Source organism: Enterobacter dykesii (genome assembly GCF_008364625.2).
Classification (GTDB): Bacteria; Pseudomonadota; Gammaproteobacteria; order Enterobacterales; family Enterobacteriaceae; genus Enterobacter; species Enterobacter dykesii.
In genome coordinates this window covers 1,932,381-1,949,818 of sequence record NZ_CP126604.1, presented here as the reverse complement: position 1 = coordinate 1,949,818, position 17,438 = coordinate 1,932,381, and the positions used below count along the sequence as shown (strand labels likewise).

General features: G+C 50.3%; 20 protein-coding genes and 3 pseudogenes. 8 read left to right on the top strand and 15 right to left on the bottom strand.

Annotated elements, in window-relative coordinates; all coding sequences use genetic code 11:
* Positions 1–172: 172 nt before the first annotated feature.
* From F0320_RS09375 to F0320_RS09330, 10 genes are all read right to left on the bottom strand, one after another.
* Positions 173–1,003, bottom strand: a complete 831-nt coding sequence (locus F0320_RS09375; RefSeq protein WP_079230954.1) for an antitermination protein — start codon at positions 1,001–1,003, stop codon at positions 173–175.
* Positions 1,003–1,140, bottom strand: a complete 138-nt coding sequence (locus F0320_RS09370; RefSeq protein ID WP_048244230.1) for a YlcG family protein — start codon at positions 1,138–1,140, stop codon at positions 1,003–1,005. Before F0320_RS09370 ends, F0320_RS09375 begins: the two co-directional genes overlap by 1 nt.
* Positions 1,137–1,493 (bottom strand): RusA family crossover junction endodeoxyribonuclease, encoded by a 357-nt coding sequence (locus F0320_RS09365; RefSeq protein ID WP_149323844.1) that lies wholly within the window; start codon positions 1,491–1,493, stop codon positions 1,137–1,139. The genes F0320_RS09370 and F0320_RS09365 overlap by 4 nt, the downstream gene beginning before the upstream one ends.
* The gene (locus tag F0320_RS09360) at positions 1,490–1,771 is read right to left on the bottom strand and encodes a DUF1364 family protein (RefSeq protein ID WP_048244234.1); all 282 of its coding nucleotides are present in this window, start codon (positions 1,769–1,771) and stop codon (positions 1,490–1,492) included. Before F0320_RS09360 ends, F0320_RS09365 begins: the two co-directional genes overlap by 4 nt.
* A gap of 2 nt (positions 1,772–1,773) precedes the next feature.
* Complete coding sequence (locus F0320_RS09355) at positions 1,774–1,974, bottom strand: hypothetical protein (protein ID WP_048244236.1); 201 nt, start codon at positions 1,972–1,974, stop codon at positions 1,774–1,776.
* A gap of 5 nt (positions 1,975–1,979) precedes the next feature.
* Complete coding sequence (locus tag F0320_RS09350) at positions 1,980–2,582, bottom strand: DUF1367 family protein (RefSeq protein ID WP_149323845.1); 603 nt, start codon at positions 2,580–2,582, stop codon at positions 1,980–1,982.
* Between the two features lie 389 nt (positions 2,583–2,971).
* Positions 2,972–3,196, bottom strand: a complete 225-nt coding sequence (locus F0320_RS09345; protein WP_059294633.1) for a DinI family protein — start codon at positions 3,194–3,196, stop codon at positions 2,972–2,974.
* Between the two features lie 358 nt (positions 3,197–3,554).
* A complete protein-coding gene (locus F0320_RS09340; RefSeq protein WP_072255650.1) occupies positions 3,555–4,415 on the bottom strand; it encodes an SMP-30/gluconolactonase/LRE family protein in 861 nt (286 codons plus the stop codon).
* Between the two features lie 101 nt (positions 4,416–4,516).
* Complete coding sequence (locus F0320_RS09335) at positions 4,517–4,990, bottom strand: DMT family transporter (RefSeq protein WP_149323846.1); 474 nt, start codon at positions 4,988–4,990, stop codon at positions 4,517–4,519.
* 14 nt (positions 4,991–5,004) lie between these two features.
* Complete coding sequence (locus F0320_RS09330; protein ID WP_149323847.1) at positions 5,005–6,402, bottom strand: amidohydrolase family protein; 1,398 nt, start codon at positions 6,400–6,402, stop codon at positions 5,005–5,007.
* A 130-nt stretch (positions 6,403–6,532) separates the two neighbouring features.
* On the opposite strand from F0320_RS09330, the gene F0320_RS09325 reads away from it, so the two are divergent.
* On the top strand, positions 6,533–7,450 hold the full coding sequence (locus F0320_RS09325; RefSeq protein ID WP_059294509.1) for a LysR family transcriptional regulator: 918 nt from the start codon (positions 6,533–6,535) through the stop codon (positions 7,448–7,450).
* A gap of 696 nt (positions 7,451–8,146) precedes the next feature.
* Here the strand turns inward: F0320_RS09325 and F0320_RS09320 are convergent.
* From F0320_RS09320 to F0320_RS09300, 5 genes are all read right to left on the bottom strand, one after another.
* On the bottom strand, positions 8,147–8,596 hold the full coding sequence (locus tag F0320_RS09320; protein WP_014832179.1) for a carboxymuconolactone decarboxylase family protein: 450 nt from the start codon (positions 8,594–8,596) through the stop codon (positions 8,147–8,149).
* Between the two features lie 276 nt (positions 8,597–8,872).
* Entirely contained in the window at positions 8,873–9,559 is a 687-nt protein-coding gene (locus F0320_RS09315; protein ID WP_149323849.1) for a replication protein P, read from the bottom strand.
* Entirely contained in the window at positions 9,556–10,473 is a 918-nt protein-coding gene (locus tag F0320_RS09310) for a replication protein (protein WP_188032844.1), read from the bottom strand. Before F0320_RS09310 ends, F0320_RS09315 begins: the two co-directional genes overlap by 4 nt.
* 84 nt (positions 10,474–10,557) lie before the next feature.
* Complete coding sequence (locus F0320_RS09305; protein ID WP_149323850.1) at positions 10,558–11,109, bottom strand: toxin YdaT family protein; 552 nt, start codon at positions 11,107–11,109, stop codon at positions 10,558–10,560.
* Positions 11,110–11,111: 2 nt separating this feature from the next.
* Positions 11,112–11,339 carry a transcriptional regulator gene (locus tag F0320_RS09300; protein WP_029882071.1) on the bottom strand — a complete coding sequence of 76 codons (228 nt, stop codon included), beginning with the start codon at positions 11,337–11,339 and terminating at the stop codon, positions 11,112–11,114.
* Between the two features lie 72 nt (positions 11,340–11,411).
* On the opposite strand from F0320_RS09300, the gene F0320_RS09295 reads away from it, so the two are divergent.
* From F0320_RS09295 to F0320_RS09265, 7 genes and pseudogenes are all read left to right on the top strand, one after another.
* The gene (locus F0320_RS09295) at positions 11,412–11,825 is read left to right on the top strand and encodes a helix-turn-helix domain-containing protein (RefSeq protein ID WP_073397240.1); all 414 of its coding nucleotides are present in this window, start codon (positions 11,412–11,414) and stop codon (positions 11,823–11,825) included.
* A gap of 122 nt (positions 11,826–11,947) precedes the next feature.
* Positions 11,948–12,889 carry a hypothetical protein gene (locus tag F0320_RS09290; protein WP_149323851.1) on the top strand — a complete coding sequence of 314 codons (942 nt, stop codon included), beginning with the start codon at positions 11,948–11,950 and terminating at the stop codon, positions 12,887–12,889.
* A 321-nt stretch (positions 12,890–13,210) separates the two neighbouring features.
* A pseudogene (locus F0320_RS09285) lies at positions 13,211–13,366 on the top strand (hypothetical protein); the annotation flags it as partial.
* Positions 13,359–13,527: pseudogene (locus F0320_RS09280) on the top strand (YdaE family protein). The pseudogenes F0320_RS09285 and F0320_RS09280, both read left to right, overlap by 8 nt.
* A gap of 140 nt (positions 13,528–13,667) precedes the next feature.
* Positions 13,668–16,787 (top strand): RecE family exodeoxyribonuclease, encoded by a 3,120-nt coding sequence (locus tag F0320_RS09275; protein WP_240168053.1) that lies wholly within the window; start codon positions 13,668–13,670, stop codon positions 16,785–16,787.
* Positions 16,697–16,927 (top strand): annotated as a pseudogene (locus F0320_RS09270) (recombinase RecT); the annotation flags it as partial. The gene F0320_RS09275 and the pseudogene F0320_RS09270, both read left to right, overlap by 91 nt.
* The gene (locus tag F0320_RS09265) at positions 16,928–17,422 is read left to right on the top strand and encodes a DNA breaking-rejoining protein (RefSeq protein WP_338031140.1); all 495 of its coding nucleotides are present in this window, start codon (positions 16,928–16,930) and stop codon (positions 17,420–17,422) included.
* The last annotated feature ends 16 nt before the right edge of the window (positions 17,423–17,438 follow it).

Here is a 17,438-nt window from a genome sequence, read left to right as displayed (position 1 = left end):
AAAGATTATAAGAGGCAATGAATAGTGATGGTTTTAGAAATTCTTAAATCGCTATTAAGCAAAAAGCCCCACGGGGTTAACCGCAGGGCTTTAAACGAAGGCAATAACCCATCGTTAGAGCAAAATTACCACAGATTCGGGAAAAGTAAATAGTTCACGATAATTTCACGCCCTATTTTGTTATCTGCTTCAGCTGCGCATCAGCCCAAGCCTCTTCGATATCAAACTTGGTGATGAGCTGATCGTAGAATGGCTTAACAGACTTCTTCCAGGTATCGAGGCTGATTGCATCCGTTATCTGGCATACCGCGCCGTAAGCCTCAGTGGAAGGAATTCGTTCATACCCCCGGCCGCTGCAGCGCTTACAGTCAGCCAGAACCGGCACACCCTGCTGTTCAGTAAGAACCTGATTAACGGCTTTCCCGCGTCCATGGCAATCTTTACAGGCGCAACTAACAACCTTCTTCCCCTTGCATTCTGGGCACAGCAACCGGGCCAATTCTCGCACCTTGCGTTTATTTTCGTATTGAGAAGGGATAACTTTCAGCCCCCAAGCGGTAGATTTTTTAATAACATCTTTTGCGTGCCAAGGGGTGCTGGTCTTCATCGTAAACACATCTGCGTCAATGAACCCCTGTCCGTCGCAACATACGCAATGTTTCACGCTTGCGGCGCTGCGGGAATAGTCCTCAAACGCGAAGTTGGCCAGCTGATGCATCACAAGTTGTTTAACCCCAGCATCCAGTTTGCGAAGTGCAGCAACCCGGTCGCACTTGGTCAGTGCGTACTGTGCCAGCAATTCGATCGCCCTCTCCCGGTCATTGTTGCTGATACCCATCTTCCCGAGAAAGGCGCTATAACCCATGGCGGCCCGTTCCTGCGTCATGCCCATAGCGGCCATGATATCCGTTCCGCTTAATGAGTCTGACGCCGTAGCGCGCGGAGAGTCGCTAATAAGCGTCGACTTGGCGAAGTGGTATTTCACGGTGTTTTCGAGGTTCATTAGGCTGCTCCTGCTGAATGATAGATACGAACAAAATTACGAAGAATGCGGTAATCCACCAGCACCGATCCCCGGTAGCGGTAAATGCGAAGGCGCTGCCAGCGCGCGCGGAGTACCTCAAGCGTTTCTGGCTTCATCTGGCCTCCTCGATAATGATTTGCCCGGTCTCTCCCCAGATTTTGGTAACCCGTCCGTCCCAAACATGGCTATCCTCGTCAAACACTGCATCCAGCAAAGCTTTTTCCAGGTTGTCTTTGTCCGGCTTTGGTTGATGAGGCTGGCCGACATATTGCGCCCGCTTTGTCTTGCTCCAGCTCTTTGGCATGGGGATAACGAACGTGACGTGATATCCGGACTCAGGCAGACGGATGCCCAGCAACCTGACCTGTTCTTTGTAAGCCCAGTACGTTGCTGTTGCTGGCCGTTTATGCCATCGGTCACGCTGAGTCATTCTGGGCTTGCCAATCGGCGTAATTTCGTAAATTTTCATGCGGGCACCACCAGCCCGCGGCGGGCAACTTCAATCACTGTCAGAACAATCGCGCGGTCCATAAGCTGCCGGCGCTCTTCCCTATTCAGCTTATTCCCGTTATCAATGCTGTCATGACAGCAAACGCAGAGCGCAGCTGTCGCACAGTCATCGGTTTTTAATCCCATGCCTTTCCCTTCGTTCCGGTGTGCCACCTGCGTTCCCCATGCACCACAAAGAACACAACGCTCTATCTGCCCGACGGCAGCGAGCCATTTTTTGCTGCGATAAATAACCATGCTCACCCCCACATCCGGTTTCGCCAGCGGCTATCCGGGCGCGCTGGTGTACTTGAGGTCGGAAGGAATGCACTGACAGTCCAGGTCACGTAATCCTGGTTTAGGCTGCGCTCAACGCGCACGCCGCGCGCTTTGTAACGCTTGACCAGTTCGTCGGCCTGTTCGGTGCTGCAGTCGGTATGATGGAACCAAGAATATTTCATACCCGTCACCCCACGAAGCCAAGCAGCTGAGCGGCGACATTTTCGGCCTCATCACGACTGCGGAATGAACGGGACAGGACCCAGCGCCAAAGAACATCGAGCGCAGCTTTATAGAGCTGCTGGAACTCGAGCTCGTCCATGTTGGCAAACGAGATGCTGCGAGGATGCTTTTTGAGTGTTCCGTCTGGCAGCTGAATGGCATCAAAGTGCCCTGCCTCAACGATTACCCATGAGCGGAAAGCATCGAAGGATTTGCACAGGCTAATGCCATTCGTGACGCGCCGGTAAGCAACCTGTTCCAGATACTGCTCAGCAGCATCGATCAGCGCGCTCTCATTCCCGCCATACGAAGCCAGGAATTTGGCGTAGCCGATGATCAGCTTCCGCTCGTTGCTAGAGATAGCCCCGCCAGTTGGTTCCCAGTATTCAAAACCGAGATTGAGAAGCGCGAAAAAGCGCCGGTGAAATGCCGGGTTTCGTACCCGCCTGAACTCGGCAACAAGAACATCGCCGAGCCGAGTTTTGGATTGCAGGATATCGCTGGTCTCGGGCGTAGCCGGGATCAGTATTCCTGAATGGTGTTTGATAAGTTGTAATTCTAGCGCCATGGTTCTCTCCGTGGCGCATCAGGTATAGGTTGTTCAGGCCTATGAAAGAATAATATCAGACGGTGGTGTAATTCGGTACCCAAGCCGTTTTGCAAATTGCATAAACCCGTTAAGAGTGAATATTTCTTCCTCTTCGAGTAACGGTCGTAATGAAACTATTCCATTTACTCGATAAACCAGATATCTCCCTTCCGCCGGGAAGCTATAGATAACTGCTTTATCGGCCCTTCTGACCACGTCGTACCATTGATCATCTGCATTAAAGGCATCTGCACTACACACTATTTTCCCCCAGAGCGACTTATTGACGCGGTAAACAGTAATCGGGAACAGCCAGGGGAACGCGAACAGCGATACTCTTTGAAACTGCTCCAGTGAAATTCACGCGATTAATAAAACCACTCGTCCGCGCTTTCCCAGGTCTCCCGCACGATATGTTCGACCTCTTTCTTGTCGCCCCCGAAAACAGTCAAACCATCACTACTGGCACGCCTAATCGTAAGCTGGCATTCATCGAACTGTTTACTGAGTCTCTTGAGCAGTTCTGACTCGAGCGCAGGTATAGCTCCATCAGGAAGTTTCTTCATGCGATCAATAGTTAACTCAATTTTCATTTTTCCCTCCGCAATGAATTACTGTATGTATATACAGTGTATTTATAAACATATCTCACGGATTTTGCAACGGTTTAAAAGCACGCATGTAGATAACTGGAATTAAGTACCGTCTAAACAAACTACAGGCTACTTCTGGAAAGGAGACTTAAAAATTGTGGACTGAAGGTCTGAGGGCGTAAGAAAGAATGAAGTTTAATTTGCAGTAAGACTCGCAAGCGTCGTGTCATAACATGAAAGTTACTAAATCTACTTAAGCCAATATCTGAATAAAATGGGATGTCCGCTTTATGCCAGAAGCGGACGCTAACGACAGTACTTGTGATTAAGGCACGTTTACGGATGAAGGGCAAGACTGTTACATTTCATATGTTGAAAACCGACTCTCAGGTAAACCGGAAAATACTGCTGAGTTAGCCTTTAACAACGCGCCATCATGTTTTGATGGTTCAGGAAGGCCCACGCTTGCGCTAGTGCAATAAAGCGTTGTGAATTCTTCACCTGCCAGGGTGGGACAGGTGCTCTGGATTCCGGGGGAAGGCAGTATAGCATCAGTCGTTCCATCGGGCTTGTAACGGACAAGACGATTTCCTCCCCATTCGGCATTCCATAAATAGCCCATTGCATCCACACATGACCCATCAGGCGCCCCTTTACCCTCTGTTTCTGTAAACACTCGCTGGTTGTTTAGAGAGGGGTAGTCGCAACAGAATATACGGCCCTGCATAGAGTCGCTGTAATACATTGTGCCGCCGTCAGGGCTGAAACAAATACTGTTGGGGATAGCCACCCTTGGTAGGGAAAGTGTCTCGATACTCATTTTTACCGAATTGAGTCTGTGAAATTGACCGACGGCTTTAACAGGATAACTATCATCCATGGTTCCAAATATAAAATTACCAAAACGGTCGCACCGACCATCACCTATACGAGTGCCCGAATCCCCTGGAGAGTCTGCAACTTTAGTGAAACTACCTGTACTGAGTTCATAGAAGCCAAGCCGGGATGCAAGCCCCATCAATAGCACATCATCTTTTTCGGTAAAAGCAAAGGATCCTAGTCGTTCAGGTAGAGACCATCGCATCACAATACCTGATCCCTCCTCTAAGGCGAGAAGTTCACTGCCTTCGATGTCGGTCCAATAAACTCTGCGTGTTCTTTCACACCAGAGGGGGCACTCACCTAGCGAATTCCTGACATTAGCTGCAATTGAAAACATTTTTTCTCCAGTGTGGAAACAGTACGTGTTGCGTTTAGAAAAATATATAAGGACGTCTGCAACAGGGCTGACGCCCTCAACGAGCAAGTCATTTCATTCTTTTAATTCATGAAACGTTCAGAAAGTCGATCGCCAAATAGCATAATGGCGAGACCGGCCAGCATGATCAGCATACCTCCCAGTTTTAGCAACGAGACTGGCCGCCTTACCGCGCCCAGTAGGCCAAAATGGTCGATCACTTGAGATGAGAGTAGCTGTCCGACAATCGCCAGCCCGAGCAGGGCTGAAAAACCGATTTTCGGTGCCAGTACAACATAACTAAATAATGCACAGGCACCGATCAGTCCGCCCGCCAGGCTCCATACAGGCTGAGAAGGAATGGCGGCAAGTGAGGTGAATAACCCTCCTCGCAGCAATGAGTAAATTCCGAGGCTGAACGCCCCCGCCGTAAAGGAAAACAACGCGGCGGTGACTGGATCCCCGCCGAGCCCTTTTGCAAGCTGACTGTTCAGTGTCGTCTGCAGGGTAATACCCAGACCTGCTGCAAAAGCTATTACGTAATAAATCGCGCTCATGCTGTTCGTCTCTGTCAGTTTGACTGAATAATCGGCAGAAATTTTTCCGCAAAGATGTCTGGCTCATACCCTGCCGCCGCAAAAAGGTGTTCGCGTGATTCATCAATGGCTGCGCGAAGGCGCTCGCTGTCCACACCCAGCACTTTGCCGTTCTGCTTGACGATGCGCCCGCCAATCATCACGGTATCGATGTTGCTGCGTTCAGCAGCATGCACCACCGTGCCAAACGCATTCCCGTTTGGATAGAGATTGAGGTCAGCCACGTTAATCAGGATCAGGTCGGCCTGTTTGCCTGGCGTCAGGCTACCCACTTTATCCTGTAGCCCAGCACAGGTCGCACCATCGACGGTCGCCGACTTCAGCAACTGCGCTGCCGGGAGCGTTGCTAGTGAATGCCCTGAATCACAACAGTGCTGCTTATGCATACCCATTACTCGCTGCAGATAGAACGCCACGCGCATTTCCATAAACATATCTGTGCTGTAAGACGTTTCGTTATCCACGCTCAGGCCAGGATTGATGCCATGGCGCTGTGCGGCCTCAATGGCAAACATCCCGCTTTCAATGCCATAGTGCGAATCTGAGCGCGGACAGACGTTCACCCGTACGCCGGCTTCACGCAGGATTTCCCAACCCTCATCTGGCAGTGCGGTACAGTGGTTGAATATATTGTCCGAGCCCAGCAGGCCCTGCTGATGCAGTGATTTAAGCTCTGAAGCCATTTCAGCACCAAAGAATTCAGTGATGATAGGTAGCCCGAGTCGACGGGCTTCGTACCATAATTCCGGCTCAAGCTGTGCCATGACTGCGAGAGACACCAGGCTTTCAGGGTTGTTCCGGAAATACTTATCCTGCAGTCTTTGCCAATTACCCGGCCAGTGTGCTCTGTCCCATTCTCCTGATACCGGGGCACCTGAGGCATGAATGGCACGAATGCCTGAATCAAGCAGGGCCTCCACGGCGGCGTCCGAGTGTTCAGCAGTGCGGCTGTTGTGCGAATTATCAATGATGGTGGTGATACCTGCATCAATGGCACCGAGAGCAGTCAGCAGGTTACCGACATAAATGTCAGACGGGCGATAGTATTTCGCAAACGAAAAATGCGTGGCGTTGCTGTAGTCGTCCAGACAAGTGGCATTCGGGTTGATGCGGCGCAACTGTCCTTCCCAAGAGTGGCGATGAGAATCCACCATGCCCGGCATAGCAATCATGTTCGTGGCATCAATGATATGTGCATCCTGTACGTCAAGATTCTTTCCCACCGCGGTTATGTTTGAGCCCGTGATAAGAATATCACCGCGTTCAATGTTACCGATGCTTTCATCCATGCTCAGCACCGTTGCACCACGAATCAAGGTGGCTGGCGGTGTTATAGTGTGTTTTTTAACAATATTTCTGATGTAATCGGTCATTATCGTTGCCTCATTCCTGAATGATGGGGAAACGATACGTCATGGCATTTAACCCAAAAAGATGCTTAAACTGTTTTCATAATTCATAATTCACGAACAATAAAATTCACACTTTGCGCGGAGTAGGACAATGGATCGGATACAGGCGATGCAGGTTTTTTTACGTGTAGCTGAAGCCGGAAGCTTTGTACGCGCAGCAGAAACACTGTCGCTACCTTCATCCACCGTCACCAGCACGATTAAAAATCTTGAGAAGTATCTGCAGGTGCGTCTGCTTAATCGGACGACAAGACGAGTGAGCCTCACCCCTGAAGGCCTGCAGTACCTTGCCCAGTGCCGTGAGATCTTGTCGTTAATTGAACACACGGAATCCAGCCTGACCAATTCTATCAGGCGACCTCAGGGTCGATTACGGGTGGATATGCCAGGTGGGATCGCTCAGTTCATCGTGATGCCAAATCTTAAAGACTTCTACCGGCTCTATCCGGATATCTATCTGATGATTGGCGTAAGTGACCGGCAAGTTGACCTTGTACAAGAAGGCGTGGATTGTGTTATCAGAACCGGCGAATTAACCGACTCCACGTTGGTTGCCCGTCCGCTTGGAAGGTTTCGCTGGATAACATGCGCCTCTCCAGAGTACCTCAGTAAATACGGGATTCCCGGAACACCTGATGAGTTGATAAAGCATCGGGCGATCCATTACTTTTCCGCTTCGGGAAGACGAAAGAATGAACTGCGTTTTAGGCGCGGTACTGAGATGCTTTCCGTCCCAGTTAAAGGTGATGCGGCCGTTAACGAAACGGGGCTTTATATCAAACTGTGTCTTGAAGGTTTCGGGCTTGCGCAGCTTGCTGAGAATATTGTCTCTGAACATCTGCAGAGGGGAACGCTGGTAGAGGTTCTGGTTGAATGGCAGCCGGCTTCAGTCCCGGTTACCTTGCTTTACCCGCATCAGCGCTTCCTTTCTCCCACAGTCCGAGCATTTTCTGACTGGATAGCCAAGATTTTCACAGATGGCGCTGGAGATATAAATTCCTCGTTGTAATGAATCAGCATAAGCGGGAGGAAACTTTGTGAAACATCCACGTATAACTGATTAAAGAGAGGAAAAATTCTCCTTCTGTCATATGTACGAATTCAGCCCCGGGTACAGATTCAGGGAACTCGTTTCACCGGACAGCCATTCCGGTGCAGGCTCCTGTAAATCCCTAATCTACATAGTTAAGCCTGCATCCCCTTTCCCCTTACGATGTTAATTCTGTCAACACATTCCCTTAATGCTTTAACTTGCTCCGTAGAGAGCTCAGATTCATCAATTGTGGCCAGAAGTGCGTTGAGGGAGCGCTCAATATCGTTTTTAGTCAATCGTAAACAGATAACCTTAACCCAACGTGGCGAGAACTTGCTGAGGCCGATTGCTCTTGTGACACGTAGTTTCATGAGATGCCTCTTAACCGCCAGTGGTGGCGATTTGAAACTCGTTTATAACACACGTGGAGAAGACTTATGTGACTATTTCGCCTTAGAAATTTCTAAGGGTCGTTTAGCCAGGGTAATCAGGCTTTCAGTAAACGCCTAAATTGGTTTTCCAGCATGTCACACAAGCGCCTCGTCATAACCCGATGCGGCTTATCAAGTGAAGGTAGTTTTTACGGTCATGCACAGGCTGGGATGTCATTTGTGTGCCAGAAGCAGACTTTAATATAGCTCCAGAGTCCCTTATGGGAGCTATTTACATCTGTCAAGCTTTAGCAAGCGGCTTCATTCGAAAACTAATACCCATACGATTAATGGCATTCATGGTGGCAATAACAATGGTAAGTTCAACCAAATCTTTTTCACCGAATACAGAAAGCGCTGCGGAATATGCTTCATCGGAAGCATGTGTTTCACTAACACGGGTAACTTCTTCCGCCCATGAGAGGGCAGCTTGCTCTATATCCGAGAATAAATAGGTAGCTTCTCGCCAGACAGGCACCAATACAATCTTTTCGACGGACATGCCACTCTTGATAAGATCGCGAGTATGTATATCTATGCAGTGTGCACAACCATTGATCTGGGAAACTCTTAAAAAAATTAAATGGATCAGCTCGGCAGGTAAACCTGTACCAGTAGTGGCGTAATGATGGAGCGCTGCTATAGCCTTGCCACCTTTATCGGAAACTTGAAACCAGTTTGGACGCTTCATCGTTATTTCCACCTTTTTGAGTTGTTTAAAATAAAAAGATGCCTCACAGAATCGCTACGACTGAATGACAGAATTTAAATTAGTACGTCTGCTCAGACGTTGTAATCTTAACCATTGATGTCATAGATAAAAGAGACAAAAAATGAGTAAAACGGTAGGACAATTATGGGATACCTCATGCAGTAAAACTGGATAACAATTTTTAAAAGCAATCCCTGAGTGTTGATAAAATCCACGGTAGAGTCCGCTTCTCGCTCATAACAGACCATTTCCTCACTATGCCCTGCCATCTGCTTTCATCCGCTGATATTTAGCTTTCAAAAGCTCCGCCGGTGTCGGCCCTTTCGGATCAACTGGCGCAGCCAACGCCCGACGAATAGGCGGAATCGGCTTTCCGGCCAGCACCCGCTTTTCCCACATACCCAGTATTTCTCCAGCTTCACGCTCAAGCTCTTTGTTGCTCAGTTGGCCATCAGTTCCGCGGCGACGCAGCTCAAGGCAGATGTGGTAATAAACCGGCTTCGGCCACGGATATTGCTCGCTGCTCGGGTACCGAAACACCAGCTTGCGCCACTTCCAGTATTCGGCCATCACATCAGTGACGGTGATCCCCAGCACGCAGCGCCCTTCCCTGCACCACTTGATGAACTGGCCTGGCGAAGGCAGGTATGGGCGTTCCTGACGGCGCACCATGCGCATGCCGGCTTCAACCTGCTCCAGAGTGGTGATACCGTTTTCTTTGAAGGCCAGCACCCACTGACGGCGGATCTCGTTCACGTCTTCCTGGCTGCGATTAACCAAGCTTGCCGGGAACGCGGCTGCCAGCTGTACGAACAGCCTGTTGATAATCTGAGCCACCTGCTGCGTTTGTTCGCGTTCGGTGTACTGCTCAGGCATGTTGTGCGCCACGCGGCGAGCCTGTTCCCTGTCAAAATTGCGAATGCTCTCGGCAAGATTTTTCATTCCAGCACCCCGTCAATCCAGTCGGTGTTATGCAGGTCAACGCCGCCCCGCGATGACTTTGCCGCCCCGGTTGCGCGCAGCCGTTTGGTTGTGAGTTGATCCCACTGCTTGCGCAAACTCGAAGGGCTCAGGATATTGTCTTTCCAGAATTCATCCCTGTTGGCCCACTGGAACAGGTCGCAGATTTCGTAGTGAGTACGATTGTCCTGAACACGCATCAGCCTGATGGTGTTTGCCCATTCAGCCCAGTTTGGTTCGGATAGCGAAGCGTTGACGGTGAGAAGCCTTTCGTAAATCCAGCGAGCGGCCTTGAGGTCGTCAGCGGATCCCCATGATTTACCTGCAGGGGTGTATATCCCGGCGGCAGCTTCAGGATGGCGAGAGAGAAACTTTTGAGTTTTCTGGTTTCGGGATTCTTCAGAATTCCGAGACGAGGATATTTTAATATTGTTTTTGTTATAGTCTTGGGTGTCTACCGTTTCCGGGAAGGTTTTTCCCGTTTTCGGTAACACTTTTCCCGATTTCGGGAAGACTTTTCCCGTTTTCGGTTTGTCTAAAACCCAGGCGGAAAGGTCAGTATTTATACCGACAGTTTTCATCACTCCCTGCTTTTGACTGAAGATAATTTTGCGTTCTGCGAGCGATTTGAGCGCATCAGAAACATGCGAATCACTCAGCCCTGTAAGCTCAGCGATCACCGTGTTCGTAACGCGGTCCTGTTTCTTGTTCCAGCCGTAGGTAAGCCAGATCACCGCCTCAAAACACTGCCACTCCCGGCCTGACATTCTCAGACGAGGCTTGAGCTGTTGGATTTCGTTAGCGACCTTGGTATACCCGTTCGACAGGTCGGCCATACGACCTCCCGGTTGTTCGGTTCTGTGGGGGAAATTGATAATTTCAGCTGTGTTTGACATACTTAGCTCCGCAATTACACTCCGTTTTTGCACCTGAAAGTCGGTTCTGTTAGCGCAGACCGGCTTTCGCCTTTTCTGAAGTCTTCACATTGCCCCCAGCATGGTTGTGACCATCGCCAGCAGCGGCGCAGTAAGGTCCGGATCGACACGGAACATCTCAAAAATCCCCTCTCCTAACTCCTTCAGCTTTTCCTTCTTCGGTGCATCGAGCATCAGAGCTTGCTTCGCCTCACTTACCTCTTTTTCTAATCTGGCCATCCGGTAGGCAAAGGAGTCGTTTTTAACGACGCGGTCGCGGTACCGAAGCGGTAATACAGACATGATCGCGGGCACCAACTGTTCGACGTTCTTTCGGTAAGATGCGGAGTCTTCTTTGTTGTCCAGCCAGCGGAACAGCTTCACGTTCCAGACATCGGCCTGGCCTGAGAAGTCCACGCCATTAAGCTGAAGTTCTTCTGCAGCGTCTTGGATTTGAAGCGCAACAGATACGCGCCCTTCTACCGCTGCCCACGCCCGGACTGCAGAACAAATATCGCGGTGATCAATATCCTGCTCTGCCGATTCGCTTTGATGACACGGGAATATCATTGGATTAGAGGAAGCTCTGCTACTCTGTTGAAATGAAACAGCTTGCATTGTTAAGGCTCCTGTTTAGGTAAACCATCAGTTGGGTTTGGATAGAGGTCGGGGCGCAGCTCGTGGGGAGTTACGCCTGTCATTTTGAAAATCGGGAAGATATAACTTGGTGGGACGATCCCTTGGTCACGATTCTTCCAATGACTTACAGACATACTCGTCACACCAAGCGCGATGCTGAGCTTTCTGGCTGAGCCAGCGGCTTTAATTGCTTTATCGAGTGCGGACATGTGCTTCTCCTGCTTATTGATAGCAGAAGTAAACCACAGATTTATACATCATGCAAACTATGGATTTATTGTGTGTATAAACCAAATATTTACAATGAACCTATGAGAAAAGAAGAACCCAACCTCGTTCTGGTAGAGCGCCTTACTGAGATCACTGATCGCGGCGTTACAAAAGCAGACATGGCACGAATAGCTGGAGTCACCCCTCAGGCCGTAAACGGCTGGTTCAAAAAAGGTGTGATTAGTAAGAAATCGGCACTGGCCATAGCCGACGCTGTAGGCATTTCTGTCGCATGGCTACTTGGTGAGGACGTTGGAGAAAAAGACGGACTTAAGCCAGACGAACAGCGCTTGCTGGAGCTCTACCGCCAGTTACCCGAAGAAGAGCAGCAGAACATGCTCCGCATATTCGCGATTCGCCTGAAAGAACTGGATGACCTGTATGAGAAGTACATGAAGGGGCGGATCCGGTCGCAGGAGGATTGATAACCGGCAAACGTACAATTGACTCTTACAATCGAGAAGCGGTAGGGATTTCCATCCGGCATCAAGCATTGTGTCGGGGTAAAAAGTAAATTTACTGTATATGCGATCAGGTGAGTGCCATAATGGATGCAGGCAGCAATTCGGAAACTAATGATATGAAGTTCAGGATAGTATACGACGGACCAGCATTGGAGACGCACGAAATGAACGTGCGTGACCTTGCCCCTGCACTCCTATCCCTGTCAGATGCATTAGAGGAAGCCGGAAAAACCGTTTATGGTAACAAGACCGTTGTTTCAGTAAAGGTTAATGCATCATTCAGAGCTGGCTCATTTGGAATAGATCTGATTGCCTCATCGACATCTTGGTTCAAACAGGCAGTTGATTTCTTTTCGGGCGATTCCGTAACAGCCGCCGCTAATCTTATTGCTTTAATTGGTTTTTGCCCTGGTCCCAGAGAAAAAATTTGCAAGGGTCTGATCCAATTAGTTAAATGGATCGGACCAAGAGAAATTAAAAAGTTACACAATCTGCCTGATAGCAACATTGAAGTCTTTGTTGATGACGAAAGTGAAATTTTCGATAGCAAAGTAATCGAACTGTATAGAAACATTAAACTTCGTTCTTCATTGCAAGAAGTTATATGCAAGCCGCTAGAGCAGGAAGGTATCGACAGTTTTGCTTCCACTGTCGATGATGGACTGACGTTCATGACGATCGATAAACAAGAGGCGCATTATTTCAAAGTTGAGCTTCCTGCTGAATCAATAATCTCGGAGTCCACGGTAGAGAAAGCCCTTCAGATTAAGAACATTTCTTTTAATGAAGGCAGCCGATGGAGATTTTCGGATGGAGCCAGTAGCTTTTTGGCTGAGATTAAAGACCAGAAGTTTATCAGTGATATTGATAACAACACCCTAAACTTTTCTAAAGGCGATATGTTGCTTGTTGACCTAAAGGTAACCCAATACATGATTGGTGATACTATAAAAACCTCATTCGAAATTGAGCATGTAAAAAAACAGCTGAATCCACAGAGACAAATAGACCTCCCATTCGAATAAATGCATCCGGCCACTGCGCCGGTTTTTTTCTACCCTCCCCCTTCAACTCTTCCGCCAAACTAACGCCCAGAACGCTCCATCCCGACCTTTCCGTCGGGATTTTTTTGCCTGCGATTCGGCAGACACGTCACGAAAACCAGCAATATAAACCTCAGATTTACAATTGCCATTAACCTTTAGTTGACACACGTATAAACCAGTGATTTAATCTAACTAACCAAGACGCACCACGAACCACCAAGGCAGGACGCCCACGAAGTAGCCGCCGACGGCATACGAATAGTCGGATGAGGTGGAGAGATTAACGCGCATCAGGTGTAAACGTTCCGCTGGCCGGCGATAAGGCAAACAGGGGTGAGAATGATTGATTTCGCACGCAAACCAGGACGGCAGCAGGCCGTAAAACTTAACTTGTTCGAAGTGATTCTTCGCCGCTTGTGCTACCTGCTGGCGCAAAAGGGGAATCCAGATGTGTAGCTCAACGAAATGCGGTTACTGCGGCAAGCCGGTTAAACCGGGGGAAGTAGTCAAAAGTACCCTTCTCTATCGCAACGGCGGGCGCACAGCTGGCGCGCAAAGAAAAAGAATACTGCTCTGAACGTTGTGCTTTGTACGACCAGATGGCCCACGAGGCATAACGTAAAAGCCGCGCAAGGCGGCCCGTACGTCCGGTGCTCCCGACCAAAGTTACACCGGAAAACTACTTAAAAAACCAAAGTTCACCCAATGGGCGCTATCTCTGGCCCAGGGATCTTACATCCAAAAAAGAGGATCTCACATGGAATTTTTCTATGTAGTTAAGGCTACGCAGAAATCTGGCAAAGAAGACGCAGTGATTTGGTTCACTGCTAAATCAGAAGCCCGTGCCAACCTGCAGCTCGATGTTGAGCTGGAAGATGCAGGTATTGAAACCGGACGCGGTAAGGATTACGCCAAACCGGTTCGCACCGATTTCCCGGTGTATAGCGACCTCCCGGAAGAAAGCACCGTGGATTACACCTGGTGCAAACGCTACGAACTGCAGGACGATGGACGCACCTGGCTGCCAAAGGCTGGTGCTGAATCTACTGGACCCGTGGACAACTCAGCCGCACCGGAACCGACCGTTAAAGTCGAAGCTACTGTCGAGAGTGTCCCGCTTGAAAACCGCACTCCAGCGGTCCGTTTTGCCGTCCATCTGACCAGCGACAAATACCAGTCACATATCACTAAACAGCAGCAGCTGGCTGCCAGCGAAATGTCACTGGATGAAGGCAACACTTATCTCAAGAACCTGCTGCTGGCGAAGAATGCCATCCCTGAAGTTGCTGAATTCAGCCTGAACGCTGAGTGGAAACTGGTTCAGGCGATTAAGCAGGTATTCGCGCCAGATGAAGCGCACGAAACTGAAATTATCGCATCATTTATGGCTGACTGGGCGAGAGCAGATGCCGGCGACCGCAATCAGTTAGTTGAAGAGTGGAGAAGCGGCAAGCTTGCTCTTCTTAAATCAGAAAGCACCAGCGACGCCGATGCTTCAACCGATCAGATTCCAGAACATGAAAGCGGCATTCAGATTGACGAGAATGATGACGAAACCACACGTTATCCAGTCGTTCGTATGCCGTTCCGCAAGCAGCTACTCGCCCAGTTCACCGCCAACGAACTGCGCCACCACTTAACCCGCCAAGAATACGAAGGTATCAGCGCTCTGGAGATGGACACTGACAACAGCTATGTCCAGAACCTGCTGCTGGCGGCAGAAAACTGCGAAGAGGTTAAGGGTTACGACACCAAAGACCTGTGGCGCTATACCGACGCCATTCGCAAGGTGTTCAGCCAGGAGAAGCGCCACGAACTCGCTTTGGTTCTCCGTTTCACCCGAATCTGGGCGGCGACTGATTACATTGACCGCGGCATCCTGGCGCGCGAATGGGCTGCCGGAAACCGCATCAGTAATGTTCAGCGCAGCAATTCTGGTACCAATGCCGACGGTGGCTATGTAACGGATCGCGGCGAAGGCGCGCATCACACTCTGGACACCCTCGATCTTGAGATCGCATGCGCCCTACTGCCTATGGACTTCCACCACTTCGAAATTCCTTCGAGCGTATTACGACGCGCCAAAGAAATCGTGGCTAAGAAAGAAGAACCATGGAAATCATGGAGCGCCATCTTGCGTAATCAGCCGGGTGTACTGGCGGTGAACCGTGCGGCAATCTTCAATCTGATCCGCATCGCTCCAGAGAACATTCATCACACGCCAGCGGCTCATCTTGAGTTCGTTAATAAAACCATGACGGCTGAGTTTAACTCTGCTGTGGAGTTACTGCCGTTGCCTACCCATGCAGTTGAGACAAAAGCCCCAGATGAACAACCGCAGGTTGAAAATCTCGGTAGCGGCGTGTTCTCCATCGATGGTCTGATGGTTGGAAATACCGCCCCGGTCATCGATATCCCCTCAAATGAAGTCGAAAAAACGGAAAACACAGCGGAGACCACCAGCGATGTGCAGATGGAAACGGCTAAGCCAGAGAAAGACGAAGATGTTGGTTCGGTACCACCGGGCGAAAGCACTGATGCAGCTAATTCGCAGACAGATTCTATAGCCCCAGAAGAGCAGCAGTCAGAGCCAGTAATCGAATACCCGGCTTACTTCGAGCCTGGCCGCTACGAAGGTCTGCCGAATGACGTTTATCACGCAGCAAACGGTATTAGCTCAACCCAGGTTAAAGATGCTCGCGTCAGCCTGATGTACTTCAACGCGCGCCATGTGGCTAAAACCATCCCGCGCACAGCATCCAAAGTGCTGGATATGGGAAATCTGGTGCACGCCCTTGCACTGCAGCCGGAAAACCTCGAAGCAGAGTTCAGCGTAGAACCTGAGATCCCGGAGGGCGCTTTCACCACCACCGCAACACTGCGCGAGTTCATCGACGCGTACAACGCCAGCCTGCCGGCGCTGCTGAGTGCAGACGAGATAAAAGCGTTGCTTGAAAAACATAACGCATCCCTTCCCGCTCAAGTGCCGCTTGGCGCCAGCCTGGAAGAAACGGCTCAAAGCTATATGGCTCTCCCTGCTGAGTACCAGCGTATTGAAGAAGGCCAGAAGCAGACTGCAACGGCAATGAAGGCTTGCATCAAAGAGTACAACGCCACCCTGCCGACGCCTGTAAAAACCAGCGGCAGCCGTGATGCACTACTCGAGCAATTAGCGATCCTCAATCCTGATCTGGTGTCGAAGGAAGCGCAGAAACCGACGCCGCTGAAAGTCTCCGGCAGCAAAGCAGACATGATCCAGGCGGTTAAATCAGTTAAGCCCGATGCCATATTCGCCGACGAACTGCTGGATGCCTGGCGCGACAACCCTGGCGAAAAGATTCTGGTTACCCGCCAGCAACTTGCCACAGCGCGAGCAATTCAGTCTGCACTCCTGGCGCACCCGACCGCCGGCATGCTGCTGACACATCCAAGCCGCGCCGTTGAGGTGAGCTATTTCGGTTTCGACGACGAAACCGGATTAGAAGTGCGTGTACGCCCTGACCTCGAGATTGAACTGGACGGCGTGCGCATCGGTGCTGACCTGAAAACCATCAGCATGTGGAATGTGAAGCAGGAAAGCCTGCGCGCCAGGCTGCATCGGGAAATCATTGACCGGGACTACCACCTCAGTGCGGCTATGTATTGCGAGACCGCGGCGCTGGACCAGTTCTTCTGGATTTTCGTCAACAAAGACGAGAACTACCACTGGATCGCCATCATCGAGGCGTCAGCCGATTTGAATACGACTGGTTCGGGCCATGGGAAAAGGTTGTTGGAAAATTCCATATCCGTAAAGGCGACAAAGGCGAGTACCGGGTCCCGGGCTGGACCCTGGCTGACGAGGCTGGGATCGGCATCATTATCAGCGCAACGCTGAAAGGTGAAGATCAGCCAAGAAAACTCGATTTACTTCTGGCTCAGGCCCGAACTCGAAACTCTACCCTTTGGGCTGACGACCCTCGCCAGCAGCTGGCGTATCTGGCCGTCAAACGCTGGGCGAGACTGTTCTGCCCGGATGTGATTCTGGGCGTTTATACCCCGGATGAGCTCGATGATCGTCGTGAAGAACGAGAGGTAAACCCGGCAACGGTGCAGCACGTTAGCCTCGCCGACATTTCAGGTGACAACGTCACTACCACTCAAACGGCTCAGGAATCAGCTCAAAACATCGATGCACTTGCTGATGATTTTCGTGACCGCATCGAGGCGGCTCAGGATGTGGATAGCGCTAAAGCTCTGCGCGCAGATATTGAAACCGTGAAAGCAACGCTGGGTTCTGCCCTGTTCACTGAGCTGAAAAACAAGGCCGTGAAGCGTTATTACCTGGTTGATGCACGGAACAAAGTCGAAGCAGCCATCAATTCCTTGCCTCCTTCAGATGAGCCCGATGCAGCTGAGCAGTTCGCAGAAGTAGAGCGCGTTCTTGCATCGTCGAAACGCCATCTGGGCGACGAATTGCATGGTCAGTTCAGCATCACCCTGGCGGATATGAAACCGGAATACGTGGACTAACGAGATCGGGAGGGGA